General features: G+C 62.6%; 22 protein-coding genes, 1 tRNA gene and 4 pseudogenes. 14 read left to right on the plus strand and 13 right to left on the minus strand.

The features are described from left to right. The first annotated feature begins 18 nt into the window (after positions 1 to 18). The 3 genes from mtaB (at position 19) to HNS03_RS01510 (ending at position 3,087) form a co-directional block, all read left to right on the plus strand. On the plus strand, positions 19 to 1,338 hold the full coding sequence (gene mtaB / locus HNS03_RS01500; protein WP_367192561.1) for a tRNA (N(6)-L-threonylcarbamoyladenosine(37)-C(2))-methylthiotransferase MtaB: 1,320 nt from the start codon (positions 19 to 21) through the stop codon (positions 1,336 to 1,338). Continuing rightward, the gene (ftsY, locus tag HNS03_RS01505; protein WP_367192562.1) at positions 1,335 to 2,768 is read left to right on the plus strand and encodes a signal recognition particle-docking protein FtsY; all 1,434 of its coding nucleotides are present in this window, start codon (positions 1,335 to 1,337) and stop codon (positions 2,766 to 2,768) included. Before mtaB ends, ftsY begins: the two co-directional genes overlap by 4 nt. Before the next feature lie 242 nt (positions 2,769 to 3,010). Beyond that, positions 3,011 to 3,087: transfer RNA gene (locus HNS03_RS01510), tRNA-Arg, on the plus strand. A 552-nt stretch (positions 3,088 to 3,639) separates the two neighbouring features. Here HNS03_RS01510 and HNS03_RS01515 read toward each other — a convergent pair. Beyond that, positions 3,640 to 4,410 (minus strand): SDR family NAD(P)-dependent oxidoreductase, encoded by a 771-nt coding sequence (locus HNS03_RS01515; RefSeq protein WP_367192563.1) that lies wholly within the window; start codon positions 4,408 to 4,410, stop codon positions 3,640 to 3,642. Positions 4,411 to 4,484: 74 nt separating this feature from the next. Between HNS03_RS01515 and HNS03_RS01520 the strand changes: the two genes are divergently transcribed. The 3 genes from HNS03_RS01520 to HNS03_RS01530 are packed head-to-tail and all read left to right on the plus strand — an operon-like array spanning position 4,485 to position 6,648. Continuing rightward, complete coding sequence (locus HNS03_RS01520) at positions 4,485 to 5,066, plus strand: TetR/AcrR family transcriptional regulator (RefSeq protein ID WP_367192565.1); 582 nt, start codon at positions 4,485 to 4,487, stop codon at positions 5,064 to 5,066. A 20-nt stretch (positions 5,067 to 5,086) separates the two neighbouring features. Beyond that, complete coding sequence (locus HNS03_RS01525; protein WP_367192567.1) at positions 5,087 to 6,064, plus strand: SDR family NAD(P)-dependent oxidoreductase; 978 nt, start codon at positions 5,087 to 5,089, stop codon at positions 6,062 to 6,064. Beyond that, positions 6,025 to 6,648 (plus strand): TetR/AcrR family transcriptional regulator, encoded by a 624-nt coding sequence (locus HNS03_RS01530; protein WP_367192569.1) that lies wholly within the window; start codon positions 6,025 to 6,027, stop codon positions 6,646 to 6,648. The genes HNS03_RS01525 and HNS03_RS01530 overlap by 40 nt, the downstream gene beginning before the upstream one ends. 329 nt (positions 6,649 to 6,977) lie before the next feature. On the opposite strand, the gene HNS03_RS01535 is transcribed toward HNS03_RS01530, so the two are convergent. The 3 genes from HNS03_RS01535 to HNS03_RS01545 all read right to left on the minus strand — a co-directional run bounded on the left by HNS03_RS01535 (position 6,978) and on the right by HNS03_RS01545 (position 9,926). Beyond that, positions 6,978 to 7,739 (minus strand): SDR family NAD(P)-dependent oxidoreductase, encoded by a 762-nt coding sequence (locus tag HNS03_RS01535; protein ID WP_367192570.1) that lies wholly within the window; start codon positions 7,737 to 7,739, stop codon positions 6,978 to 6,980. Between the two features lie 188 nt (positions 7,740 to 7,927). After that, on the minus strand, positions 7,928 to 8,860 hold the full coding sequence (locus tag HNS03_RS01540; RefSeq protein ID WP_367192571.1) for a LysR family transcriptional regulator: 933 nt from the start codon (positions 8,858 to 8,860) through the stop codon (positions 7,928 to 7,930). A gap of 169 nt (positions 8,861 to 9,029) precedes the next feature. Continuing rightward, positions 9,030 to 9,926 carry an AraC family transcriptional regulator N-terminal domain-containing protein gene (locus tag HNS03_RS01545; RefSeq protein WP_367192572.1) on the minus strand — a complete coding sequence of 299 codons (897 nt, stop codon included), beginning with the start codon at positions 9,924 to 9,926 and terminating at the stop codon, positions 9,030 to 9,032. A gap of 180 nt (positions 9,927 to 10,106) precedes the next feature. Here HNS03_RS01545 and HNS03_RS01550 point away from each other — a divergent pair, with 180 nt between their 5' ends. Continuing rightward, complete coding sequence (locus tag HNS03_RS01550) at positions 10,107 to 10,826, plus strand: SDR family oxidoreductase (protein ID WP_367192574.1); 720 nt, start codon at positions 10,107 to 10,109, stop codon at positions 10,824 to 10,826. A gap of 53 nt (positions 10,827 to 10,879) precedes the next feature. Here HNS03_RS01550 and HNS03_RS01555 read toward each other — a convergent pair whose 3' ends face one another. After that, positions 10,880 to 11,215, minus strand: coding sequence for a winged helix-turn-helix transcriptional regulator (locus HNS03_RS01555; protein WP_367192808.1), 336 nt, complete (start codon positions 11,213 to 11,215; stop codon positions 10,880 to 10,882). A 140-nt stretch (positions 11,216 to 11,355) separates the two neighbouring features. Between HNS03_RS01555 and HNS03_RS01560 the strand changes: the two genes are divergently transcribed. From HNS03_RS01560 to HNS03_RS01580, 5 genes and pseudogenes are all read left to right on the plus strand, one after another. Beyond that, on the plus strand, positions 11,356 to 12,204 hold the full coding sequence (locus HNS03_RS01560; protein WP_367192575.1) for a class III extradiol ring-cleavage dioxygenase: 849 nt from the start codon (positions 11,356 to 11,358) through the stop codon (positions 12,202 to 12,204). A 132-nt stretch (positions 12,205 to 12,336) separates the two neighbouring features. After that, positions 12,337 to 12,762: a DoxX family protein gene (locus tag HNS03_RS01565; RefSeq protein WP_367192576.1), complete on the plus strand. Its 426-nt coding sequence runs from the start codon at positions 12,337 to 12,339 to the stop codon at positions 12,760 to 12,762. Positions 12,763 to 12,834: 72 nt separating this feature from the next. Next, positions 12,835 to 12,945: pseudogene (locus HNS03_RS01570) on the plus strand (FMN reductase); the annotation flags it as partial. Positions 12,946 to 12,997: 52 nt separating this feature from the next. Next, positions 12,998 to 13,381, plus strand: coding sequence for a VOC family protein (locus tag HNS03_RS01575; RefSeq protein ID WP_367192578.1), 384 nt, complete (start codon positions 12,998 to 13,000; stop codon positions 13,379 to 13,381). A 229-nt stretch (positions 13,382 to 13,610) separates the two neighbouring features. Continuing rightward, positions 13,611 to 14,303: pseudogene (locus tag HNS03_RS01580) on the plus strand (transposase); the annotation flags it as partial. Between the two features lie 182 nt (positions 14,304 to 14,485). On the opposite strand, the pseudogene HNS03_RS01585 reads toward HNS03_RS01580, so the two are convergent. From HNS03_RS01585 to HNS03_RS01595, 3 genes and pseudogenes are all read right to left on the minus strand, one after another. Further along, positions 14,486 to 14,974, minus strand: a pseudogene (locus HNS03_RS01585) (DsbA family protein); the annotation flags it as partial. Next, complete coding sequence (locus tag HNS03_RS01590) at positions 14,967 to 16,190, minus strand: MFS transporter (protein WP_367192579.1); 1,224 nt, start codon at positions 16,188 to 16,190, stop codon at positions 14,967 to 14,969. The gene HNS03_RS01590 and the pseudogene HNS03_RS01585, both read right to left, overlap by 8 nt. A 3-nt stretch (positions 16,191 to 16,193) precedes the next feature. After that, on the minus strand, positions 16,194 to 16,853 hold the full coding sequence (locus tag HNS03_RS01595; protein ID WP_367192581.1) for an NAD(P)-dependent oxidoreductase: 660 nt from the start codon (positions 16,851 to 16,853) through the stop codon (positions 16,194 to 16,196). A gap of 96 nt (positions 16,854 to 16,949) precedes the next feature. On the opposite strand from HNS03_RS01595, the gene HNS03_RS01600 reads away from it, so the two are divergent. Then, the gene (locus HNS03_RS01600; RefSeq protein ID WP_367192582.1) at positions 16,950 to 17,915 is read left to right on the plus strand and encodes a LysR family transcriptional regulator; all 966 of its coding nucleotides are present in this window, start codon (positions 16,950 to 16,952) and stop codon (positions 17,913 to 17,915) included. Positions 17,916 to 17,961: 46 nt separating this feature from the next. Here HNS03_RS01600 and HNS03_RS01605 read toward each other — a convergent pair whose 3' ends face one another. After that, positions 17,962 to 18,558: a TetR/AcrR family transcriptional regulator gene (locus HNS03_RS01605; RefSeq protein ID WP_367192584.1), complete on the minus strand. Its 597-nt coding sequence runs from the start codon at positions 18,556 to 18,558 to the stop codon at positions 17,962 to 17,964. A 96-nt stretch (positions 18,559 to 18,654) separates the two neighbouring features. Between HNS03_RS01605 and HNS03_RS01610 the strand changes: the two genes are divergently transcribed. Then, a complete protein-coding gene (locus HNS03_RS01610) occupies positions 18,655 to 19,485 on the plus strand; it encodes an SDR family NAD(P)-dependent oxidoreductase (protein WP_367192585.1) in 831 nt (276 codons plus the stop codon). Positions 19,486 to 19,624: 139 nt separating this feature from the next. Here the strand turns inward: HNS03_RS01610 and HNS03_RS01615 are convergent, their stop codons facing one another. The 4 genes and pseudogenes from HNS03_RS01615 to HNS03_RS01630 form a co-directional block, all read right to left on the minus strand. Beyond that, positions 19,625 to 20,764 carry a DUF2493 domain-containing protein gene (locus tag HNS03_RS01615; protein ID WP_367192587.1) on the minus strand — a complete coding sequence of 380 codons (1,140 nt, stop codon included), beginning with the start codon at positions 20,762 to 20,764 and terminating at the stop codon, positions 19,625 to 19,627. Positions 20,765 to 20,784: 20 nt separating this feature from the next. Beyond that, a pseudogene (locus tag HNS03_RS01620) lies at positions 20,785 to 21,549 on the minus strand (toprim domain-containing protein); the annotation flags it as partial. A 257-nt stretch (positions 21,550 to 21,806) separates the two neighbouring features. Further along, on the minus strand, positions 21,807 to 22,862 hold the full coding sequence (locus HNS03_RS01625) for an AraC family transcriptional regulator (protein ID WP_367192588.1): 1,056 nt from the start codon (positions 22,860 to 22,862) through the stop codon (positions 21,807 to 21,809). Positions 22,863 to 22,982: 120 nt separating this feature from the next. Continuing rightward, on the minus strand, positions 22,983 to 24,485 hold the full coding sequence (locus HNS03_RS01630) for an aldehyde dehydrogenase (protein ID WP_367192590.1): 1,503 nt from the start codon (positions 24,483 to 24,485) through the stop codon (positions 22,983 to 22,985). Between the last annotated feature and the right edge of the window lie 21 nt (positions 24,486 to 24,506).

Consider the following 24,506-nt stretch of genomic DNA (forward strand, 5'->3'; position numbering starts at 1 on the left):
ACAGCAACCAGGACTGAAATGACCGTTCCGCCCCCCACCGAGACGATCGATGAGCCGATGCCGGCGGATACGCCGGGCGTGGACGTGGTCACGCTCGGGTGCCGGCTGAACACGCTGGAATCGGAGATGATCCGCCGCGAGGCGGAAGCCGCCGGCCATGACGACTTGATCGTGGTGAATACCTGCGCCGTCACCAACGAGGCCGTGCGCCAGGCCCGCCAGACCGTCCGCCGCCTGCGCCGGGAGCGGCCGGGCGCGAAAATCGTCGTCACCGGTTGCGCCGCCCAGACGGAGCCCGGAACCTTTGCCGACATCGATGCCGTCGACCTCGTGCTCGGCAACGACGCCAAAACCAAGCCCGGCACCTGGCACGATCTCGCTCGCTTCGGCGTGACGGCCGGCGAGCGGGTGCGCGTCAACGACATCATGAGCGTGCGCGAAACGGCCGGGCATCTGGTCGACGGCCTCGACGGCCGCGCCCGGGCCTTCGTCCAGGTCCAAAATGGCTGCGACCACCGCTGCACCTTCTGCATTATTCCCTATGGTCGCGGTAACGCTCGCTCGGTCCCCATGGGTCTGGTGGTCGACCAGATCCGTCGCCTGGTGGACAATGGCTATCGGGAGGTTGTGCTGACCGGCGTGGATCTGACCAGCTACGGGCCGGACCTGCCGGGTACGCCGAAGCTCGGCGATCTCGTCCAGCGCATCTTGAAGCTGGTTCCGGATTTGCCACGGCTGCGTCTGTCCTCCATCGATTCCATCGAGGTCGACCCGGCCCTGATGGAAGCGATCGCCGGCGAACCCCGTCTGCTCGGCCATTTCCATCTCTCGCTGCAGGCCGGCGACGACATGATCTTGAAGCGGATGAAGCGGCGCCATTTGCGCGACGATGCGATCCGGTTTTGCGATGACGTGCGCACGCTCCGACCCGATGTCGTGTTCGGCGCGGACCTGATCGCCGGCTTTCCGACCGAAACCGAGGCGATGTTTCAAAACACCCTGGCGCTGGTGGGAGATTGCGGCCTGACCCATCTCCACGTCTTTCCGTTTTCGCCCCGGCCGGGAACGCCGGCCGCCCGCATGCCCCAGGTGGGGCGCGCTGCGGCGAAAGAACGGGCCGCGCGGCTGAGGGCCGCCGGCGAGGCGGCATTCGCCGCCCATCTTCGGGCCGAGGTGGGGCGGATCCGCAGCGTCCTGATCGAGCGCGAAGGTCTGGGGCGGACGGAAGGCTTCACCCCGGTCGCGGTGACCGGCCCGGCCGGCGCTGTGGTGACCACCCGCATTCTCGGCGCGGCGGATGACCGGCTCCTCGGCGAGCCTGTTTCGGAGGCGGCATGACGAGCAATCCGAAAGGCGGCATGTGGCGGCGGCTGTTCGGGGGCAAGAAGCCCGAGACGGACGGCGCGCCGGAGGCCACCGAGGATGCGGGCGCCGACGGCGACGAAAGCCAAACGGACCAGGGAGACGAACAGGCTTCCGAACCGGAGGCCGATCACGCCGTCATTTCCGACGAGACGAGCGAGGCGCGCGCGCAAGAAGCCGCCGAGGTCTCGGACGATCTGCGCACCGAGGCGAGCGATGAGGCACTTGCAAGCCCGGACCTGAACGAGGCTGAATCGGTTCCGGAACCGGACGAACCGGCGCTAAAGGCTCAGGAACCGTCCCCAGCCGAGGAGACGCCCGCCGGACCGCTCGAGGACGATCTCCAAGCTCCGTCCACGGCCACCACGGAGGACGAAGAACCAGCAGACGCGGATCTGACGGGTGCCCCCGTCGACGACACGGAAACGACCGCCGAGGACGCGATCGAGGAGGTCGTTGCGGCCGCACCGGAGACCCGCGCCGGCTTCTTCCGCCGCCTGTTTTCCGGGCTGGACCGCACCTCCTCCTCGCTGACGGAAGGCGTCACCGGCCTTTTCACCAAGCGCAAGCTCGATAGCGAGACCCTGCAGGATCTGGAGGACGTCTTGATCCAGGCGGATCTCGGCGTGGAGACCGCCATGGCGGTGACCGACCGCCTGTCGGAGCAGCGCTATCAGAAAGGCATCGAGGCGGACGCCCTGCGCCAGATCCTGGCCGAGGAAGTGGCGAACGTGCTGCAGCCGGTCGAGGCGCCGTTTGCGCTCGATGCCAGCAAGAAGCCGTTCGTGGTGCTGGTGGTCGGCGTCAACGGCACCGGCAAGACCACGACCATCGGCAAGATCGCGGCCAAGCTGGCGCGCGAGGGCAAGCATGTGGTGCTCGCCGCCGGCGACACCTTCCGCGCCGCCGCCGTCGAGCAGCTCAAGATCTGGGGCGAGCGCACCAAGAGTCGGGTGGTGGCCCGCGACACCGGAGCCGATGCGGCCGGCCTCGTCTACGACGCGCTGGAGGAGGCGACCGCTGCGAGGGCCGACGCGCTCCTGATCGACACGGCCGGTCGGCTGCAGAACCGTACCGAGCTGATGGCGGAACTCGAAAAAGTCGTCCGCGTCATCAAGAAGAAGGTGCCGGACGCGCCCCATGCCGTGCTTCTGGTGCTGGATGCCACCACCGGGCAAAACGCGCTCAATCAGGTGGAGATCTTTTCCAAGACGGTCGGCGTGACGGGCCTCGTCATGACCAAGCTCGACGGCACCGCCCGCGGCGGCATCCTGGTGGCGATCGCCGCACGCCACAAACTACCGGTCCACTATGTCGGCGTTGGCGAGGGAATCGACGATCTGGCCCCCTTCTCCGCCGACGATTTCGCCAATGCGATCGCAGGCTTGCGCGACGGGACCGCATGACGCGCGTCCGATCGGATCTGCCGACCCCATCGGGATGCGCTCGGACTATGGCTTTCACGAAAATGCGGAGGCGCTCTGGGCGATCGTCGTCGACGGCGCACCGGTGATCGCTTCAAGCTGGGCCCCACTTTTTCGATAGGTACTCCGAACGAGAGAACAAAGCGGGGATCGGACGAACAGCGGCGTTGATGCGCGCACCGGGATCTTATATGGAAGGGGTCTTCGCATCAGGATGCGTCCACGCACCCGTAGCTCAGCTGGATAGAGCGCTGCCCTCCGAAGGCAGAGGTCACAGGTTCGAATCCTGTCGGGTGCGCCAATCTTTTCAATGACTTAGATGATTTTGCCGCTTTGCCGCTTTGCTGTTTTCGTACAGGAAGCACGGCGAAGGTAAATCCGGGTCAATTCGCGCGACCTCTGGTACGCTCTCCGCTCTCAATAGATAGGTAGAGATAGACACCTAAGAGAGCTTGTTTCCCTCGGAGCCGCCTTCGCACAAAGCGAAGGAAGGCGGATCCGAGGGGAACAAGCGGGTTTTCCTTGGTGAGCAGAAGCATCAAACTGCGCAAGCCGCAATCAGTTCGTTGTGAAGCTGCGCCAAATATTCTGCAGACATGTCGAGGATTGGCTCATACATGAACGAGTTTAGGTGAGTGTTCTCAGGTGTCATCAAGTTGACCCGGTCCATGAGCACGATCAGTGGCGCATGAGCCTCATGGCCACCAGCCACTTCTTTCAGTTTTCGAAGCAGCTTTGCCGTCTGATTTTTGGCGATGCCATTTACACCAGCCGTGGCTGGGAGCCCTTAATCACTTCAAATCGGAGTACCGCTGCAAATCGCGATGGGCCGCGCAGAATAGGCGACACGGTTTCACATCACACTTTGACCACCATCGACGACGAGCGCGTGACCATTGATGTAGGATGCGCGATCGGAAAGCAGGAACAGGGCTGCGTTGGCAATTTCCTCAGGTTCAGCCAAGCGGCCAAGTGGAATGCTGCCCGCGGGCGCGAACGGGTGGGTTTCAGTACCGTCTTCGTTGGCCGAAATCATGCTCTCGGTCATCGGCGTGCGGGTGATCGATGGGTTGATGGAGTTGACACGGATGCCGAGCGGACCGAGCTCAACAGCGGCTGCGCGCGCCATTGCGGTGATCCCACCCTTGCTCGCGCTGTAGATCGTGGTGCCCGGAAAGGCGATATTTGCGAGCACCGAGCCATTCAGCACGATAGAGCCGCCACCGCCCTGGGCTTGCATTTGTTCCGCCTGCGCCTTGAGGCAGAAATAGACGGATTTCAGATTGGTGTCGTTGACGCGGTCCCATTCAGCTTCGGTCATGGTCGCAAGCGGGCCACCGGTCGCGGTGCCGGCGCTGTTGAAGGCGACGTCGAGCCTGCCGTAGCGTTCAACCACAGCGGCGACCACCTCGGGAATGGACTCGATTACGTTCAGATCGGCCTGAACAAAAAAGGCGTCGCCGCCAACTGTCTTGATCTCCGCGACAAGCGCCTCACCGTCCTCGACACGTCGCCCGGTCAGCACGACCTGCGCCCCCTCTTTCGCAAACAGCAGCGCGCTCGCCGCACCGATGCCCGACGTGCTGCCCGTTACCAGCGCGACTTTTCCATCCAGCAAACCCATACCATTCTCCTTAGATGACATCTGCTATCTAATTTGATAGATTACATACGTCATTTATAGAGTCGAGGGCGAAAATGGGTCGTGTATCCAAACAGCAGGCTGGTCAGAACCGGCGCGCTGCGCTAGAGGCGTCGGCGGATCTGATCCGCGAGAAGGGTGTGGAGGGCGTCGGCATACGCGAGGTAATGACCTCGGTCGGGCTGACGCAGGGCGCTTTCGCCAAGCAGTTTGAGTCCAAGGACGCTTTGCTGGCAGAGGCTTGCACGCTTGCCTTCGAGGGCGCTCAACGCGTGCTCGACGAGCGTGCGGAAACAGGCGCATACGATCTGGCAGCGTACTATCTGGCCCCCAAGCCTTTGGCCGAGGCGTGCCCAATGGCTACGCTGGCAATGGATGCGGCTCGCGCACCCCAGGACAGCGCCTTTCGCGCGGCGTATGAACAGGGGCTTGGTCTTCTGGCGGAAACGGTCGCCGGCAAGCCGGTGTCGCCGGATCGTCTGGTGCTGATGGCGGCGATGGTGGGCGCATCTATCTTACGCAAGGCATCAAGGGATCAAACGCTTTGCGCCGAAATGGAGACTGCCATCTTGGAGTTCAGCCGAACCCTGGACCAGGCCGGCGGGACGCGGCCAGGGTCGGGAAAGGCTGTATGTTGACAACGTCAACCGACTCGTGATTGGTTGACACTGTCAACATCGCGAGGAATTTCATGCCTACAGTTTTGATCACCGGCGGCCATGGCGGCATCGGCTATGCAGCCGCGCGCCGACTGGCATCATGCTACAAATGGAACATCCTGCTCGCCGGACGGAGCCCGGATCAGATGAAACGTGCCGCCACCGATCTCCGACGCGATTTCGGTGTGGACGTCACCACCCTCCCGCTGGATACTTCCTCCTTGCGATCTGTAAGGCAGGCCGCCGCCGAGCTTGTCGCTCGCCTGGAATCCGGCCACCTCGCCTCGCTGGACGCCGTGTTGTGCAATGCGGGCGGTCGCTTCGATGGACCCGTCGCTTACTCTGAAGATGGCTATGAACTGACATTCGCCACAAACTGCCTTGGGCATTTCCACCTTCTTGAGCTTGTGGCGGACAAGATCGCCGACGGCGGACGGATTATCTTCACGGCAAGCGGCACCCACGATCCGGACACGATGGATGGCAAGCTGGCCGGCAAGGTGGTCGAGCCGGACGCGATCGTTCTGGCGAACGCGGGCAAGGATGGGGCGGCTCCGATTTCCGCAGGCAAACGTTATTCGACATCGAAATTGTGCAATGTTCTGACTGCGTATGAACTGCACCGTCGTCTGCGACGGGCTGGCGCCGGAACCGCGTCGATTGCCTTCGATCCTGGCTTCATCCCGGACAGCGGGTTCATCCGCGGCATGCCGAGACCCGCGCAGTGGCTGATGAAAACCTCGGCGGCGCGATGGCTGTTCAAGCGGATCGGTGTCACGATGGGCTCGCTGGAATTCTCCGGCGCCATGCTGGCCAGGCTTGCGGCGGACCCGGCATTCGCCAACGGCTCTGGAAAGTATTTCCAGTGTGATTCAGGCGAGTTCGAGGAGGCGCGATCTTCGGTTTTGTCCTTTGATACGCAGCGAGCCGCCAAACTGTGGAATCAGATGGAGGCACTCACTCACCCGCAGGCATAAGAGGTGCCGCCATCACGAAGACAACGGCCGAAAGACTGATCGAGGCGGCTGCCGACCTGCTGGATTCGGGCGGCGAAGGGGCCGTGACCCTCCGCGCCGTCGGCAGCGCCGCGGGGGTTTCTCATAATGCTCCCTACAAGCACTTCGCCAACCGCAGCGCCCTTCTGGCCGCGGTTGCGACCGCTTCATTCAGAGATCTTGCCATGGCGATGCAGGCCATCCGGCAGGCGTCGACCTCACCGAAGGACAAATTGTCGGACACCATCGCGCTGACGATCGACTTCCATCAGAAAACGCCCGCGCGCTACCGCCTGCTCTTCAACAACCCGGACACCGCGTCCGCCGATGGCGAGCTACGAATCGCAGCCACAGAAACCTTCGAGCACCTGCGCGCGATCGTTGAGGCGTGCCAACAAGCGGGTTATTTACCAGACGCTCCCAGTCATACGCTGGCCAGCCTCATCTTCGCCAGTGCCCACGGTCTTCTTGCGATCGAAAGCGACGGGGCAATGCGCCCGGAAAAGGGCCTCTCCACCGTCGCCACGAGCATGGAGTTGCTGCTCAGTCTTCTGTCGCGCAGGTAGTCAGGCATATGCCCCCGATTTGGCGGCGACCCTTTGCGTTGAATTGGACGGACGCCGTACAGGGTCGGTCTGTCGCGGGAGCGTCCCAACCATCCACGCTGTCACAGCGGCACGGGTGGCTGTGGAAATCTCCGCTCGCGATGGTGAGGCGGTAACCTGGGATCAATCCCGAGACAGTTGCAAAGTGGTGGACGCGGGCCACCGTCGATGGTCCAAAGACCAGGTCGAAGGCTCCCAATTCCACCACCTTCAGCAATAGGCTCCCATGGCTGCCTTCCGTCATTCCTCACATCTACGCCACCGGCGCTTACGGGCAATAATCCAGTCCTTCACCTCATCGTCCAACCAGCATCGACATTGAATATCTGGCCGGTAACGTAAGAAGAAGCGTCAGAAGCCAGAAACTCCGCTGCCCCGACAAGATCTTCCGGAATTCCAAGCCGTGGAATGCACTGCTCCGTCATGATCTTCTTGGCGAGAGGAACATGGGCTTCACCATGATCTGCCACAAACATCCCAGGCGATATAGCGTTCACCGTGATGCCGAATTCACCCAGTTCGCGGGCAAGTGCTCGGGTCAAGGTTGCCACACCTCCCTTGGCTGCGATGTAGGGAACCATCAAAGTTGGAAACCCCCTGTCGGTAGTGGTCGACACAGTGTTGATGATTCTTCCAGCCCGGGCCGCCTTCATGCTCGGGATGACAGCTCGCGAACAGAGCCAGGTTCCGGTGAGGCACAAAGCGAGCGTTTTGTTCCAGTCAGCGAGTGAAACCTCCTCTGCAGGTGTATCGGTGAAGGCGCCGCCGGCATTGTTGATAAGAACATCGACACCGCCGAATTGAGACCGAGCGGCCTCTATCGCGGCGCCAACCGACGACTCATCAGTGACATCGATGGGCAAGGCCATCACCGTGCCGCCTTCCTTGGCGATTGCGTCAGCCATGTTCTGCGCACCGCTCTCATTGATATCGGCGATGATCACGTGCGCCTCGTTGGCGGCGAAATGCTTCGCGTAGGCTGCGCCCAGCCCTCGAGCTGCACCAGTGATGAAGACTTTCTTTCCTTGCATTCTCGTCATTTCTACCAACATCTCTTTCTACATATTCTGCATTCTGAAGCGCGTTTACTCAAAGAGCTGAACTGGCATGCTCGCCCCATTGGGCGATGCGCACCGAAATCTTTGTCTAGTCACCACGGGTATGCGCGCTCCCGCCCCACACGAGCGGTGCCGCTGTTAGCTGGGAAGCATGTCACCCGTGCAGTAGGCGGGTGGCAGGACTAGCTTCCATTCCCATCCGGAATGGCGCCTTGTTGAAGCCGGAAGTCCGAATGCCTGTTGACGCACTGAGTGATGAAATCAGTTATAACCCGGACTCGCTGTGGTATCCGCGAACTGCTGTACAGCGCGTGGATGGGAAGCGGGTCGGGCGCGAAGTCCATCAGCAATTCCATCACTCGACCGGCACGAAGGTCCTCCTCAAACACGCCGCGCGCACCTTGGGCAATCCCCAGGCCCGCAAGCACGGCAGCGTGTATGTCGGCAGGGTCATTGCTGCCGAACCGTCCTGCTGCAGGCATCGCAAACTCGCCCTCGGCGGTCGAGAAATGCCAGTTGTTGATCGCTCCACGGTGTCGATTGGTTACAAGCTGGTGTTCGTTGAGGTCCGCCGGAGTCACAGGAAATCCATGGCGTGCCAGATATGCCGGACTGGCCACGGTCGCGATCCGCATGTTCCCGATCTTTTTCGCCAACAGCCCGGAACTGTCGAGATTGCCCACGCGGATCGCCAGATCAAGGCCTTCCTGCACGAGGTCGGCGTGACGCTCGGACGCGGTGAACTCGACAGCGATGCGCGGGAAGCGCCTGAAAAATTCCTCAAGGTTCGGAACGATCATCATGGCGGTCAGCATCGGCGGGACCGCAACCCGGACTATGCCGCTTGGCCGGCCGTGACCGCTTGCGACGCGGCTTTCCGCCTCGTCGAGCTCGCCGAGCACCCGCACCGCGTCGTCGTAGAAATCCGCGCCCGCGGGCGTGGGCCGCAATCCGCGTGACGTACGGTTCAGCAATTGCGCGCCCAACCTTCGCTCGAGCGCGGCGACCTGCTTGCTGACGGCGGGCTGCCCGACCCCCAGCTCGCGCGCGGCCTGGGAGAAGCTGCTGCTTTCCACGACCCGGACGAAAAACTGAAGTGCGGCGACCCTATCCATTCCAAAGAAGAATAGCGGCGGCCCAGCCTGCTGCCAACGGTCAGGATCGGCAAGTTGAGCGGAGGCGTTCGGACCTGCCGGTGTCCCCTGACCATGACAGACATTGGGGCCGGGCCGGGGTGCCCTCAGGAAACGGGGCCCCGATATGTCAATCGGCAGGTCGATGGCCTCATTCAGCGGCGTGGAGCTGGTCGAAGAAGCCCGAGGTATCCCGCGCGGGTGGCAGCCCGAACATGCGACTGTATTCGCGGCTGAATTGCGATGCGCTCTCATACCCGACCTGGTGGGCGGCCCGTGCCACATTCATCCCCTCGCTCACCAGCAGGCGCCGAGCCTCGATCAGCCTGAGCTGCTTCTGGAACTGCAAGGGCGTCATCGAGGTCACCGCCTTGAAGTGATGATGCAGCGACGATGGGCTCATGTTCGCCAAGGCGGAGAGTTCATCAATGCTGATCGGATAGTCGAACCGTGCGCGGATATAATGGAGGACACGTGCGATGCGATCTGCCCGTCCCAATATGACCACCTGCCGGGCGATCCGGTCCCCGTCATCTCCGGTCAGCAGGCGGAAATAGACCTCCCGCATCACGGAGGCCAGCAGGATGTCCAACCCGCGCGCCCGCTCCGCCAGATCGACGAGCCGGCCGATGCAGTCCGCGACGGCGGCGCTGGTCTCGCTCACGAAAAGGTCGAACACCTGGTCCTGCCCCGGGGCAGCCGATATCCCGAGCGCGTCAATCACCTCGCGCATGTCGGCGATGTTCAATTCCAAGCCGAAGCCGATGAAGGGACGCTCGGGGGTTGCCTCGATGATGTGGCTGGTGGTTGGCCCGTCCGCCGTGATGACCATGGACTGGCCCGTGGAATAAACGGCGCGTGTATCCCCGACGGTGACCGCCTTGGCGCCTTGGACGATCAGGCAAAACGACGGGCGATACATCATGCATTGCGGCCGCGTGGGGCTGCTGCACTTCATGACACTCAAGCCGGGTATGCGCGTCGTGAAGTAGCCATCCTCGCCGCCGTATTCGCCCAGTACCGCCGTTGCCGTCTCGTTCAGGCTCATGAGTCTCGCTTTTCCGAACAGCAAGAACGCACATTTTCGACTATCTATCGATCACGTACCGCATCGGAGGATCAGGCACAATCCGAGGAGTTTCCGGCATTCAGTTCGACTTCGGGCCCACCTAGCTTTGCCAAGCGCCACGGCATGGCTAGGCGCGAACGGCAATGATGGAGACCAACCTTGACACGCAACGTTCTGATTACCGGCGCGAACAAGAGCATCGGATACGAAACCGCCCGCCGACTGGGGGAACAGGACTACCGCGTCTGGCTCGGCGCCCGCGACGACGGGCGTGGCGAAGCGGCTGCGCAGACCCTGCGCGATGTCGGGCACGACGTGGTCTTTGTTCAGATCGCGGTGGATGACGACGCCAGCGTCAAGGCCGCCGCCAAACGCGTGATGGCCGAGGATGGCAAGCTTGACGTCCTGATCAACAACGCCGGCATCCCCGGCAACTACGCGGCACCGCTCGATCAAGGTCTTGCCGATATTCGCAATGTCTATGAAACGAATGTATTCGGTCCGATCCGGGTTACCTATGCGTTCCTGCCGCTTCTTCAGGCCGCCGAGAGGGGAAACATCGTCAATGTCAGCACCGGGCTCGCCTCGTTCGGCTGGCTGACGGACCCGGACAATCCGTACTACGGCACCAACTTTCTGGGCTATAACAGCTCGAAAGCTGCGCTGAACGGCGTGACGGTTTCGCTCGCCAAGGCACTCGAGCCCCTCGGCATTCGGGTGAACAGCGCGGATCCCGGCTGGACGAAGACCGATTTCACCAACCACTCGGGCAACCACACGGTCGTGGAAGCCGCCGAGGTGATCGTCTGGCTGGCGACCAGCGATGAAACCGGTCCCACGATGGGCTTCTTCAACGAAGCGGGGCCTGTTCCTTGGTAAGCGTCCGTAGGGCGCCCCCGGAACGTTGGAAGTAGAGCCCTCATCTGTCCAGCTTAATCAGTGTGAGTGCCACCTTCACGGCGCGATGCATAATCCGAGCGGGCATCTTCTATACGCGCGTGGTTTTCCAGCACCCATTCGGCCAGACCGCGTATCGGACAGAGAAACTCCCGGCCAAGATCGGTGAGCGCATACTCGACCTGAGGCGGATTCGTGGGCGTCACGGCGCGGGAGACGAAACCGTTCTGTTCAAGATCCCGCAATGAGCTTGCCAACACCTTCTGGCTGATTTCGCCAACCTCGCGGCGAAGGGCGTTGAAGCGGTGCGGCCCGCGACCAAGCACGCGAATGATGAGCACCGTCCACTTGTCGGTGATCTGCGACAACATCCGGCCAATCAGCACGCAATTGGCAGTTCCCTTTTGGTTATCTGGTGTCTGCAAAGTGCCTCCTTGAACCAAACCGAGCGCGATATGTAATTTGGTATCGAATTGTAACCGCCTAAGATCAGCTTAACAAGGCGAACGACATGACGAAGGCGCAGCTTCCCACCTACTTCCTCTCCCACGGAGGAGGCCCCTGGCCATGGCTGAGGCGGCCGACGGGCGATCCCTATATCCAACTGGAGCAATCGCTGATCGGCGTACGGCGCGAGCTTGGCGAAGCGCCCCGCGCCGTGCTGATGGTGTCGGGCCACTGGGAGGCAGACGGATTCATGCTGTCTTCGGCCGCCCGTCCGACGATGCTCTACGACTACGGCGGTTTTCCCGAACACACCTATCGCATCCAATACAATGCGCCGGGCGATCCCGAACTGGCCGAACAGGTGCGCGACATGCTCGATCACGGCGGGGTTCGCACGGGCCTGGACCCGATCCGCGGATACGATCACGGCACCTTTACCCTGATGTATCCGATGTACCCGGAAGCCGAGATGCCGGTGGTACAGCTGTCGATCGACGCGCGCTACGACCCTGCCGAGCATATCAGGGTCGGCGAACTGCTCGCGCCTCTGCGCGACGAGGGCGTCCTGATCATCGGCAGCGGGTTCAGCTTCCACGACACGCGCTCGATCAGGAACGGCGCGGGCGCCGCCGACTCGGCCGCGTTCGACGAATGGCTCATGAAGACGCTCGTGACGTCGTCGCCGGAACAGCGCCGCGAAGGCCTCTTGCACTGGGAGACCGCGCCGTCCGCCCGCGCCGCTCACCCGCAGGAAGATCACCTGATCCCGCTGATGGTCGCGGTTGGCGCCGCCGGTACGGATGCCGGGGCCCGCGTCTATTACGAGAGGGACTTCATGGGCGCGATCACGACCTCAAGCTACCGGTTCGGCCCTGCCGTCGTTCCGCAGGAGCGCGAAGCCGCCGCATCCTGAACCGGGTCCGGCGTGACTGTGGCGCAGAATGCGCCACGCCCCCCGGTTTCCTTTTGGTGACCTGATGGCAGGAAAGTGCCTCCTTTTTTCGAGCGATAACAATTTGTATGTTGGTTACATATAGAAACCAACATGAAAGCTATCGAAATGGAACGAGATACGTTGGCCGTTGAACCCCGAACCCAAAACCGCACGGCGCATCTGGGCCTCTGGGCGCTCCGCATCCTGCTGGCCCTCGCCTTTGTGCTTTTCGCCGTCATGAAGCTCGCCGGACGCGAAGCGATGATTGTCGAATTCGACATGGTCGGGCTTGGTCAATGGTTTCGTTATTTCACCGGTCTGCTTGAGCTTACAGGCGCAATCGCACTCCTGATCCCGGCCGTGTCGGTTCTGGGGGCAGTGCTCCTGCTCATTGTCGATCTGGGCGCCTTCGTCGCACAGGTCACCATCCTGCATATCGACTGGATCCATACCGTGGCGATCGCTGCCCTGCTTGGAGCGGTGATTTACCTGCAACGCTCCTCGCTCTCCCGGTGGCTGGGGCGTAGCTCCCACTGACAGATCCCGGACACCACCATTGCTGCCAATGGCCGCAGCCATTGTTTTCGCACCAATCAAGAGACGATTATCATGACTGACAAACCCCGCATTGCGATTATCATCAGCTCCACTCGGCCGACCCGATTTGCCGACAAGCCCGCTCAGTGGATGCTCGAAAAGGCTCAGGCGCGCGACGACATGAGCTACGGCGGGTACGGCTGATGAACGTGCTGAGACTATGTTGGAAGCAGGAATGATTATCGAGACTTTTACCCGCATCTTCGTCGAACCGGGCGCATTTGTCCGGACGATCGACTTCTATGTTGCTCTGCTGTCGGGCCAGGTGACGATGCGCTTCGCCTACCCGGACGTCGGGCTGGAACTGGCCTCGGTCTCTTCTGACGCGCTTTCCGTGCTCATTATCGCCGGAACACCTGACCGACGCGCGCCCTTCGAGGCGACCCGGCTGACCATAAAGGTCGATCGTCTCGAGTCCGCAATTACCACGTTGACGGAGGCTGGCAGCGAACAACTGGAGCCGGTCCAGAAGACGCCCGTAGGTCGAAAGACGCGCTTCAGACATCTGGACGGCACGGTTGTGGAATATGTCGATCATGATGCAGCCTCCTCTGATTGACGATCGAAATTGCTGAGATTCGGAATGAGATCGGCCGCCCAGTCGATTCCGCGCTCGCGTAGCCATGCGCCGAGAAACCCAGCACGATCGTGCTCGGCGAGGATGCGGGCAATGGCGGTCTGATCGGTCTTGGAGCTATGTTGGAAAGTGGGTGATGACGGCCTGAGGAGGGCGGCGTATCGAGGCGGGTGCTGAGCCTGCCCGAACCTCTCGAGGAGAGCGATACGCCATGAGTACGGATAGCACCATAGTTGCCTTTCAGCATCCCGAAGACATTGACGATCCCCTGACCAGCGTGCTGCGCGAGGGCGCTCGGCGGCTGCTCGCGGAGGCGATCGAGGCGGAGGCCGAAGCGTTCCTGGCCGCGATGAAGGAGGAGCGCTTGGCGGACGGCCGCGCCCGTTTCGTGCGCCCTGGTCATGGCCCCGAGCGGACGATCCAGACGGGGATCGGCGCGGTTCCTGTAAAGCGGGCGAAGGTCCGCGATCGCGGCCCCGCCGACGTGGATGGCCTGGCAGGCGAGCGCGTCACCTTCGCCTCGGCGATCCTGCCGAAGTGGGCGCGCCGGACGAAGAGCCTCGATGCGCTGCTGCCGGTTCTCTATTTGCGCGGCCTCTCGACCGGCGATTTCCAGGAGGCCCTGGCGGCGCTGCTCGGCAAGGACGCCCCAAACCTGTCGCCCTCGGTGATCGGCCGCCTGAAGGAGGACTGGCAAGGCGAATACGAACGCTGGAAGCGCCGCGATCTCTCAGTGCACCGCTACGTCTACATCTGGGCCGACGGCGTCTATCTTCAGGCGCGCATGGAGGACGATGCGGCCTGCATGCTGGTGATCATCGGCGCGACGCCCGAGGGCAAGAAGGAGCTGGTCGGCTTCCAGGTGGGCGTGCGCGAGAGCGCCCAGAGCTGGCACGAACTGCTGCAGCAGCAGGTATGCGGCAGCAGCCGTTTGCCACGGGAACGTCGCGGGGTATTAGAGCCCTCCAACCCCGCGACAAAGGACTCCGGGTGTCCGTAGTGGACCTGATGTTCGATCACCTGGAAACGCCCGTTTCGTTCGAGTACGAAGCCGGGATAGCCTCGCAGATCAAAACGCTGCATGAACCGTTTGGTATCTGCCATGTGCTGCCGCACGGACGCTTGCTTGAGCGCCGAAAGAAAATCAGTTTGCTCCAGTCCGATACTTGCGGCCACGCGGACAAGGGTTGCTTTTTCGACGACGGGTGCACCCTGGACATAATGCGCATGCTGGATCGCGGAGATCATATCGAATTCCGACCGCGGCTGAACGGCGCTGGCCGCCATCACCGCAGCGATCGTCGGCTCAGACCAGAAGACGGTCTCAGGATCGCGTAGCAATCCTTCGAGATACGCCTCGCCAAAAGGTTGACCGGTAAGTGCGCCGATTCTGGCATCATTCCGCCGCAGATATTCCCGAGTCGTTTCATCGGGGCAGAGCGGAGTTTGCCATAATCCGCCACCATGCAGAATGATGCGCAACCCGTTGTCCCGCGCTGCCTGGACGAGCGGCTTTGCCGCGTAGCACCAGCCGCAGAGAGGGTCATGGACGTAATGCAGTATGACCTCATGCATCGCTCACATCCTTTCCCGTCGTGTCGTTGGATGTGACGCGAGCAATAGCGAACAATGCCAATCCGCCCAGTCCCAGCAGCGCCCCGGTCCACCCCAGAGAGTGAAAACCCCAGCCAGCAGCAATAGTCAGGCCTCCGAGCCAAGCGCCGAGCGCGTTTGCGAAGTTGATTGCCGAGTGGGTCAGGGCGGCTCCCAGTATCTTTGCCTGCCCTGCGAGATCCATCAGCCAGATCTGAAAGCTCGGCCCGATGGCGACGATACCGCCGAGAAGGAACGTGCTGAGAAGCGCTGTCGGTACGCTGCCCGCCAGCCAAGAGAACAGGCCAAGCAGCACAGTGGCATAGAGAAGCAAGCCGCCAATCGTCCGCATCAGCGCGATGTCCGCGAGCCGGCCACCAAACAGCGTTCCCGCCAAACCTCCCGTCCCGAAGAGGGCCAGCGCCAGTGGAATATAGGCCGCGTTGAACCCGCTCACCGGAATCAGGAGTGGAGCAATGTAGCTGAAGACACAAAACATGCCGCCAAAACCGATCCCCACCACCGACAGGGCGAGCCAGAGATGCGGTTTTGCCAAGCTGCGCAATTCCTCCAACGGGCTCGCCGCGTCCGGAGCCGGCACTTGCGGGACAACAAACCGGATCATGACAGCTCCGACGAGGCAGACCGCACCGACCGCGCCGAAGGCAGTTCGCCATCCCTGCTGAATGCCGATCCAGCTCGCCAGAGGCGTTCCCGCAAGCATCGCCAGCGTCAGCCCAAGCATGACATAGCCGATGGCGCGCCCGCGATGTGCAGGCGTGACGAGAGAGGCGCCCGTGACGGCTGCGGCTCCGAAATAGGCGCCGTGGGGCAGCCCTGCCGCAAAGCGCATGACAAGCATGGCCGATTGACCATCAACGGCAAGGGCAGCGAGATTCGCCACCCCGTGCAGTGTCGCGAGCATGGTCAGCAGCCTGCGCCGCGGCGTCCGAGCGGCCAGCACGGCTAGAAGCGGCGCCCCGATCATCACGCCAATCGCGTAGGCGCTGACCAGATGCCCTGCCTGGGGAAGCGAAATGTCGAGATCATCGGCGATATCGGGCAGCAAGCCCATGATCATGAATTCGCTCGTGCCGATGGCGAAGCCGCACACGCCAAGGGCGACAAAGACCGCGAGCAGGGACGAACATGACTCGCCGCCCGTTTGCGATCCCGGCCGCGGGGAAGAAGTCGCCATGGGTTATAGTTCCCGCGCGACGGTAAAACGGGACCGGACATGCCTGGGCTGTTCCAGTTCATCGACAATCGCGATGGCGAGATCCGCAACAGAGATGCCGGCGGGCTTTTCACCCTCCATCAGAAGATCATTTTTGCCCAGCCGGTAACGACCTCTGCGCTCGCCGACCTCGAGGAATGCCGGCGGGCTGACGAACGTCCAGTCGAGAATGCGGTTCTCCAAAATGGTCGCCATGGCATCCCGCGCGCCCCGGGCGCCGGGGACGACGTAATCGGGAACCTGCGAGGTGAATTCCGGCGTATCCACGAGTTGAACGCCCGGCGCGACGTAAAGGCTGCCCGCACCACCGACGACGATGAACCGCTTGACGCCGCTCGCCTCGACCCCGCGTTCGATGGAAGCCGATCCGCGAAGGAACCTGTCGTAGAGGTCCGGGTCGTGCCAGCCGGGATTGAACGCCGAGATCACGGCGTCACAGCCTGCGACCGCGCTGGCGATCCCATCGGCATCGTAAGCATCGGCCACTGTTTCGGTCAGGCCGGGCCTTGCGGCCAACTTCCCCGGCGCGCGCACGACCGCGATGACCTGATGCCCGCGATCCAGCAATTCCTTCAGTGTGGCGGCGCCAACAAATCCTGTTGCGCCGATCAGAGCGACTTTCATGGTGACCTCTTTCGCATTGGTCCCACAAAAGTATAGGCTTCAAGATGCGCCGATTAGCGGCCGCTTTTCACCATATCTTTTAAGCCAGGCTAACAAATGAACGACCTGAAGCCTTTTGCCGTCTTCGCCGAGACGGTCTCGGCCGGCTCCATGAGCGGCGCGGCCCGGCGACTGGGCATGTCACCGTCCGCCGTCAGCCAGACCATCAGCGCGCTGGAAAAACAGACGGGTGTCGCGCTGCTTCACCGGTCGACCAGGAAGCTGTCGCTCACCGAGGCCGGAGAGCGGTGCTATCCCCATTGCCTGCAATTGCTGGCAGCGGCCAATGCCGCCAAGGACTCCCTGGCGCAGGCCCGGGACGCCCCTGTTGGAGAGCTACGCATTTCCGCCCCGCTGGGCTTTGCCCCCTATATCGCGCCGGCCCTGGCCCCGACGCTTGCGGACTGGCCGAACCTGACCCTCAGCCTGATCGTGGACGACGCGATGATCGACTTGGTCGCGGCCCGGATCGACATCGCCCTGCGAGTTGGACAGCTGGCCGATTCCGAGTGGATCACGCGCAAGCTGTGCGATTTCGAAACCGTGCTCTGCGCCGCGCCAGCCTATCTGGAGAGGCATGGCATTCCCCTGACGAAGAATGATCTGGATGCCCATCAGTGGATCGCGGTCTCACCATCCTTGGCCGATACCGCTTTGCAGCCGGGTACTGCGCCGCCGGGGACGATCCGGCTGAACCGCCAAACCCAGACCCCAGAGCTGCACCTGTCTGCACGGATCACCTGCACCAACCAGGTCACCGCACGGCAAATGTGCGAACAAGGAGCGGGTATGGCGCAACTGGTCTATACTGACGTGCTGCCCTCGCTGGAAAGCGGCACACTGGTCCGGGTCCTGCCCGACTGGCGATCGGCCCCCGTTCCGGTGATGATGGTCCTGTCTCCGCAGACCGGCAGACCCGCGAAGGTCCGCATCGCGACAGAAGCCCTGGCGCGCCATTTCGCGAGCCTCAGATCATGTCCGCCTGATCCGGACGGTGTGCTGCGCCACAGCCGCCGAGGTTGACGTATATAGGCACCGTCCCCGTTTGGGCGTCGTGCCATCCGTGCATTTATGAAAGCTCGGCAAGAAGCGCGAAATTGCGATCCAGGTAATATTCCAGCGGCTGTCCGTCGTCATCGTTGCGGCGATCTTCTAGTGCCAGGCGCAAGGCCCCGACCGCGGCCATCGCCGCCAGGCGCAGCTCGGTCCGGCACTCCTGTTCAGGCCAGAGCGCATGCATCCCGTCCGCAAGGGTCTGTTCGATCTCCAGGAACAGGGCGTTCTTGCGCGCCCTCAGCGCCACTGTCGACTGCAACAGCCGATCAACCGCTGCGGATTCATCCGTTTCGTACCTTGATGCCAGCTTGATGAAACACTGCCTGGCAGTTTCCAGCGGCGTCATCTGTGACGATTGTTCGGCCATGGCCAGCCGAAGCGCCTCTGGAAAGCCGCTTCCCACGCGGGCCAGCAACACATCTTCCTTCGACCCGAAGTACGAGAAGAAAGACCTGCGCGAGATCCCGGCAGCCTTCGCGATCATGTCGATCGTGGTCGCTTCGTAGCCATGCCGCAGAAACAGGGACAGGCCTGTGTCAACAATGCGCTGATGGGTTTCCCGGCGCTTTTGCGCGCGCCGGCCTTCCGGTTTGTCCGATGCGTTTTCCATTCCGCCCGTTTTGCCACGCTCGGACGTGGCTTGAAAAGATGCACTCGATGCAATAAATAAATATGCACTGAGTGCAATTATATCGAGGAACGGAAAATGACACAGGAAAAGGTCTGGTTTGTAACGGGCGCATCGGGCGGTCTGGGCCGTCTTTGGACGGAGGCCGCACTGGAACGCGGCGACAAGGTTGTGGCGACGGCGCGCAGGCCCGAAGCACTGAAAGAACTCGCCGACCGGTACGGAGAAGCTGTTCTGGCCCTGCCGCTCGATGTTACCGACCGGGCGGCGGTTTTCGATGCTGTTGCGAAAGGACACGCGCATTTCGGCCGTCTGGACGTGATCCTCAGCAATGCGGGATACGGCTATATGAGCGCCGTCGAAGAGATCGACATCGATGCGGCCAAGGCGAATTTCGAAACCAATGTCTGGGGTACGCTGAACGTCATTCAGGCCGCAATGCCCTATCTTCGCGAACAGGGCAGCGGTCACATCCTGACGCTTTCGAGCATCGCCGGCATGGTCAGCCTGCCGACCGGCGGCAGCTATATCGCCTCCAAATGGGCGGTTGAAGCATTATCGGAAGGGCTTGCGGGCGAAGTCGCCGGCTTCGGCGTCAAGGTGACGATTATCGAGCCGGGCAGTTTTTCGACTGGCTTCCGAAGCGCAACGAAGCTGGAAACGGCGATGCCTGCCTATGAGGCGCTGCGCAAGGAGGTGCACGGCCGGTTCAACGGCGCGATCATCGGCGACCCGGAGGCCACGCCCCCCGCGATCTTGCAGGTGGTGGACGCTGAAGATCCGCCATTGCGGCTGATCCTTGGCAACTGGCTTTTGCCGATGGTCAAGCAGCATTACCAGAGCCGGATCGAGACGTGGGAGAAGTGGGCTGACGTCTCGAATGCCGCACAGGGCACTCCAAAGGCATAGGCGCACCATGCCCTATCCTGCGGCTCGACGATGAGCCACAGCACGTCGGAAAGAAGCGTTGCCAATAAGTTATGGCTACGCGCGCTGTATTCAAACCGCACAGCGGGCCATAATCGGTGCTCAGATTTCAACAGTGGTTTTACTGAACCACTTCGCTGAGATGACAGAAGCAGACCATGGACATGGTGCCGGGAATGACCGGAGAGTCCCCTAAGCTGCCGGCTGAGGCGGTTTTTTCGAACCGCCAAACCGGGATGCCAAGTTTCCTAGCCTTGTCGGCGAGGTTCTCCTGAATGCCGGTGCCCGGGAAGACCATGACCCCGACCGGCAGGACATCGAGCATCTGGTCATTGCGCTTGAAGGGCGCTGCGCGACCGTGCTTAGTCCAATCCGGAGCGAAAACGATCTGCGTGACGCTGCGGTGATCGGCCCAGCGGGCAGCGATCTTCTCGGCACCCTTCGGCGACTTGCCGTGCGTCAGCACCATGTCGGGGTGCTTTGCATGCACCTGGTCGAGCTTGTCCCAGATCAGCTTGTGATCGTTGAACTCGGCGCCTCCGGAGACAGCGACCTTCGGACCTGCTGGCAATAGCACCTCGCGACTGGCGCGTTTGCGCTCGGAGATGAAGTCCCGGCTGTCGATCATCGCCGATGTCAGGGCGCGATGATTCACCTGCGAGCCGGTGCGCGGGGACCAAGGTGAACCGGTGGTGCGCAGATAATGCTCGGCAGCGCTGTCGCGGAAGACCTCCAGGCTGTCGCGGCGTTCGATGAGATCTTGTCCGGTCTCGATGAGCCGTTCGAGCTCGACGGCCTTGATTTCAGAGCCATCCTGTTCGCGCTGCCCGCGCTTCTGGGCCTGCTCGTTGTCGTCGAGCTTGCGTTCGAGCCGGTCGGCCGAACGGTGGAACATGTTAACGGTCGACCAGAGCAGATCGTCGAGTTCGCCATCGAGGGCGGTATCCGCCATGGTGGCGATCAGGGCGTCGAAGATGTCGGAGACGGCGCCTGTGATGACATTGTCCTCCGGGACGAGGCGTGGATCCGGGCCTGCATCCTGGAGCGGCAGCGCAAGGACCGGAGCGTCAGCGGAGGATGGCGGAGACCGGCGATTTTGTTTCGCGGTGGAAAGGCCCGCAGGGCCGCCGGAAAATCGCTGGCCGCAACCATTGCCGGACCGGGCCGCCTGCAGTCCGGTGCTCTTGAGAAGAAGGCCGGGGCGCGGCCCTCTCCGACATCCATAGGGAGGCGTTGACGAAGGCCGCGACGTCACCGCCATAGCCCGCACCGCTGCCCCGTTCAGGCGGACTCCATGAACCTGGCGACATCCTGTGGAGCGAGCTGGACGCGGATCGAGGCCCGGAAGGCATCGATGCCACGCAGGCGCAAATCCTCGTTGAGATCGCCCAGCATCGGCGAGAGTGGCAGCGCTTCGATGCCGAGCACGTCTGCCCGTTCAACGAGCGTGCCCCTTGCGCCGTCTCCCGCCGGATCGTCATCGCGGACGATATAGAGCCGGCGCAGCGTGTCGGGGAACAGGATGGCGGCGAGATGGGCTGCGGAGAGCGCGGCTGACGTCGGCATCTCGAGCAAGACACATCGCAGCGACAGCATGGTCTCGACGCCTTCGCCGGCCGCCATGACCTCGCCCGCCACGCCGAACCGCACCGCATGGCCGAGCAGGTCGCCCATCGCCCGTCGCGGGGTCTCGATCGGGGCCTTGCCGAGTGCCGCCTCGCTGAATCCGTCCGGATCGAGCCAGGTGCGATGGGCGCCGGTCTGGTGACCGTCGAGATCGGTGACTGACGCAATCAGCGCGGGCCAGGTCTCGGTCGGGCTGTGCTCATCGGGCCGGTAGTAGCAGCGCGGATGAAACCGCAATGATCCAGTTCCGTGCAAAGCCGTAATGCCGCGACTACGGAAATACGATTCCGCGAGTGTGCCCATAATCGGCTGCGCCATCGAGAAAAGGCGCTTGGCCGCGAGCGGCGAGCCCATTGGTGCGGTCGATGATGTCGGCTCCGGCTCGGGATGCGGAGTATCCACGGATAGAAACTTCGGAGCTCCGATTCTGAAAATCAGTATGTTTCAGGTGGTTAGCATGCTCTTGCGTGCCCTATCGTGCTATTCGGATGGCTCCTTAGACCAGCTCCGAAGGCAGAGGTCACAGGTTCGAATCCTGTCGGGCGCGCCATCTTCTTCTTCCCGCACCGCTCACATGCCGCCTTGAACAATAAGGTGGTTTCGGGTTCGAAAATCCGGCTTCACGGCCCAGGCGGGAGAGCACCGGTCGGACAGGCGTCCGGGCGGCCGAAGCATCCTCACGAAAACGCGCGTCCCCCTCGGGATCTATCGTTGCGACCAACAAGCTCGGACGGCAGAACGCCATAGGTCAGCTTGAAGTCGCGGCTGAACCGACCGAGGTGAAAAAAACCGTAGGTCATGGCGATCTCGGTCACGGCATTGCGGCCGGGCGGGGTTCGTTCCAAGGCCTGCTTGGCGGCCTTGAGCCGGAGCGCCTTCAAAAAGGCCATCGGAGTCGTCCCGCGATGCCGGCGAAACCCCGAATAAAGCGTCCGCCGCATGACGCCGCTGCTGTGGATGATGTCACCCATATCGATCGGCTGATCGAGATTTTCCCGCATGAACCGTTCCGCCCTGCGCACATATGCCGGCGCGCTATCGGACGCATCGTCCGCGCGCCCCGCAAGACGATATTCCGGCGATAGTCCGAGAACGGCCGAGGTGATGAGCTCTTTCAAGTGCGTCACCACTCCGGGCGCGCCGAGCGTTCCATCGCCGCGCGCAAGACTGCAGATCAAGGAGGTGATGACGCCGGACAGCAAGAGCCCGTCGGTTTGGACGTTGTAGGGCCCTTTCTGGAACGACAAGTCGCCATGTCGGAGGCCGAGGTCGCGCGAGGCGAGATAGCCCTGCAGCCAGCTTCCTTCGATGGTCAGCGTCACATGGCGGCTATCGCCGGCCATCACGGCCCGAAAGGGCGCGCCCGGACGGATAATGGCAAATTGGTTGGGCTCGACAACGTAATCGTCACCATCAACGCTGATGACGGTTGCCCCCGCAAGCGGCAATTTGAGCATGATGCCGTCTTGCGGTTGATCAACGTCCACCGTCGCATGCTCGGCGTCGCATTCATAATCGATATAGTGCACGCTCATTCCGGCCAGATCGACGGACCGATGCCAAAACCCGACGGCGGAAGACCTGGCGTTGGTGAGCGAAAAACTGTGCGGGGCGAGCGCCGTATCCAGGTGCCCGCGAATATCGCCGGCATCGCCGAGGCAAACGGCCTGGGTCCGAAGGTCGCTTCGAAGCGGATCGTCAGGCCGGATCAGATCCTGGAATTGCGCGATCATCTGCATCCCCTCGCCACACCATGCTGGCGCACCACTCACGTCTGCGCATGCGCGGTACCGATCCGCTCATGGCGCGCCTTCGGTATTGTTCGGCGGACAGGCGCCCGTGGCAAGCCGGTCTCAGGCGTGGTGATGCACCGAAGCCTTGATCCGAGTGTGGGCCAGCACGGCCGCTTCGCTCAGATCGTTGCCGACACCGGAGTCCTTCCAGCCGCCGAACGGCAAGGCCACGTCCAGGGCGTTGTGGACATTGATCCAGACGGACCCGACTTCCAGAGCCCGCGTCATGCGGTGAACGCGGTCGACGTCCCGTGTCCAAACGCTGGCGCCAAGTCCGAAGCGGGAGTCGTTGGCAAGGGCCAGAACGTCCTCCTCGCGTTCGAAGGCCGCGGCCATCAGCACCGGCCCGAAGATCTCGTCTTTCACCGAGCTCATCTGCGGTTCGGCATCCGCCAACACGGTGGGCCGTACATAGGCGCCCACATGATCCGGAGCCGTTCCGCCGGTTACCAGGCGCGCTCCCTCGGCCAACCCGGCTTCGACATAGCGCAAGACGCGCTGCCGTTGTGCCTGGTTGACCAGCGGCCCCATCGCTGCATCCGGCAGCAGCGGCGCGGAAAGTTCGATGCTTTCGGCGATCGCCACGACCCGGTCGATGACCTCGCCGTAGAGAGAGCGGTGGACGTAGAGCCTCGAGCCCGCGCAGCAATTCTGGCCGTGGTTGGCAAAGATCGCCCAGGCAGCCGCTTCGGAAGCCGCGGCCACCTCGGCATCTTCCATCACGATGACGGGCGACTTGCCACCGAGTTCCAGACTGATGCGCTTGAATTGTCCTGCCGCCTCCGCGGCGATCTTGCGGCCGACCTCGGTGGAGCCGGTGAAGCTGACCATCGCGATGTCGGGGTGGCGCACCAGTAGCTCCCCAACCTCCGGCCCACTTCCCGTAACGATGTTGAGAACGCCAGGGGGAATGCCGGCTTCCAGCGCCAAGCGGGCAAATCGCAGAGCCGAAAGCGGCGTTTGCGGAGCCGGCTTGAGCACGATGGTACATCCGGCTGCTAAGGCCGGCGCGATTTTCCAGACCGCGATTCCGAGCGCCACGTTCCATGGCACGATGGCGCCGACCACCCCGACGGGCTCGCGAAAGGTGAACCCCTGCAGATCGCCGGTCGGGATATAGGGGACGGAGAGCCGCGCCGTCTGCCCTTCGAGCTTGGTCGCCCAACCGCCCATATAGCGCAGCACATGTGCCGAATACCCCACATCGACACCGGCGGTGTTGGGCAGCAGCCGCCCCGAGCAGACCGTTTCAATCTCCGAGAGCTCCCGCTCGTGGGCCTCCAGCAGGTCCGCGAGACGCAGCAGGCGGCGTTCTCGCTCATAGGGCCGCAAGGTCGCCCAGTCCCCGTTGAGCGCCGTGCGGGCGGCCGCGACCGCCGCATCGATCTCATCGGGCCCCGCCTCGGCAGCCCGGGCGAACTCGCGTCCCGTTGTCGGATCGCACAGCGCGTAGCTGTCGCGTGTCGCCACCTCCCGCCCGCCGATATGAAGACCGTGCACGCGGTCGAGATAGGCTTTGGCTTCCTCTCCCAACAGGCCAAAGTCGTTTTCGAGGCGCGACATGGCGGTTCTCCCTTCAAAAAT

The organism is Amorphus sp. 3PC139-8 (assembly GCF_040750475.1).
GTDB lineage: Bacteria > Pseudomonadota > Alphaproteobacteria > Rhizobiales > Amorphaceae > Amorphus.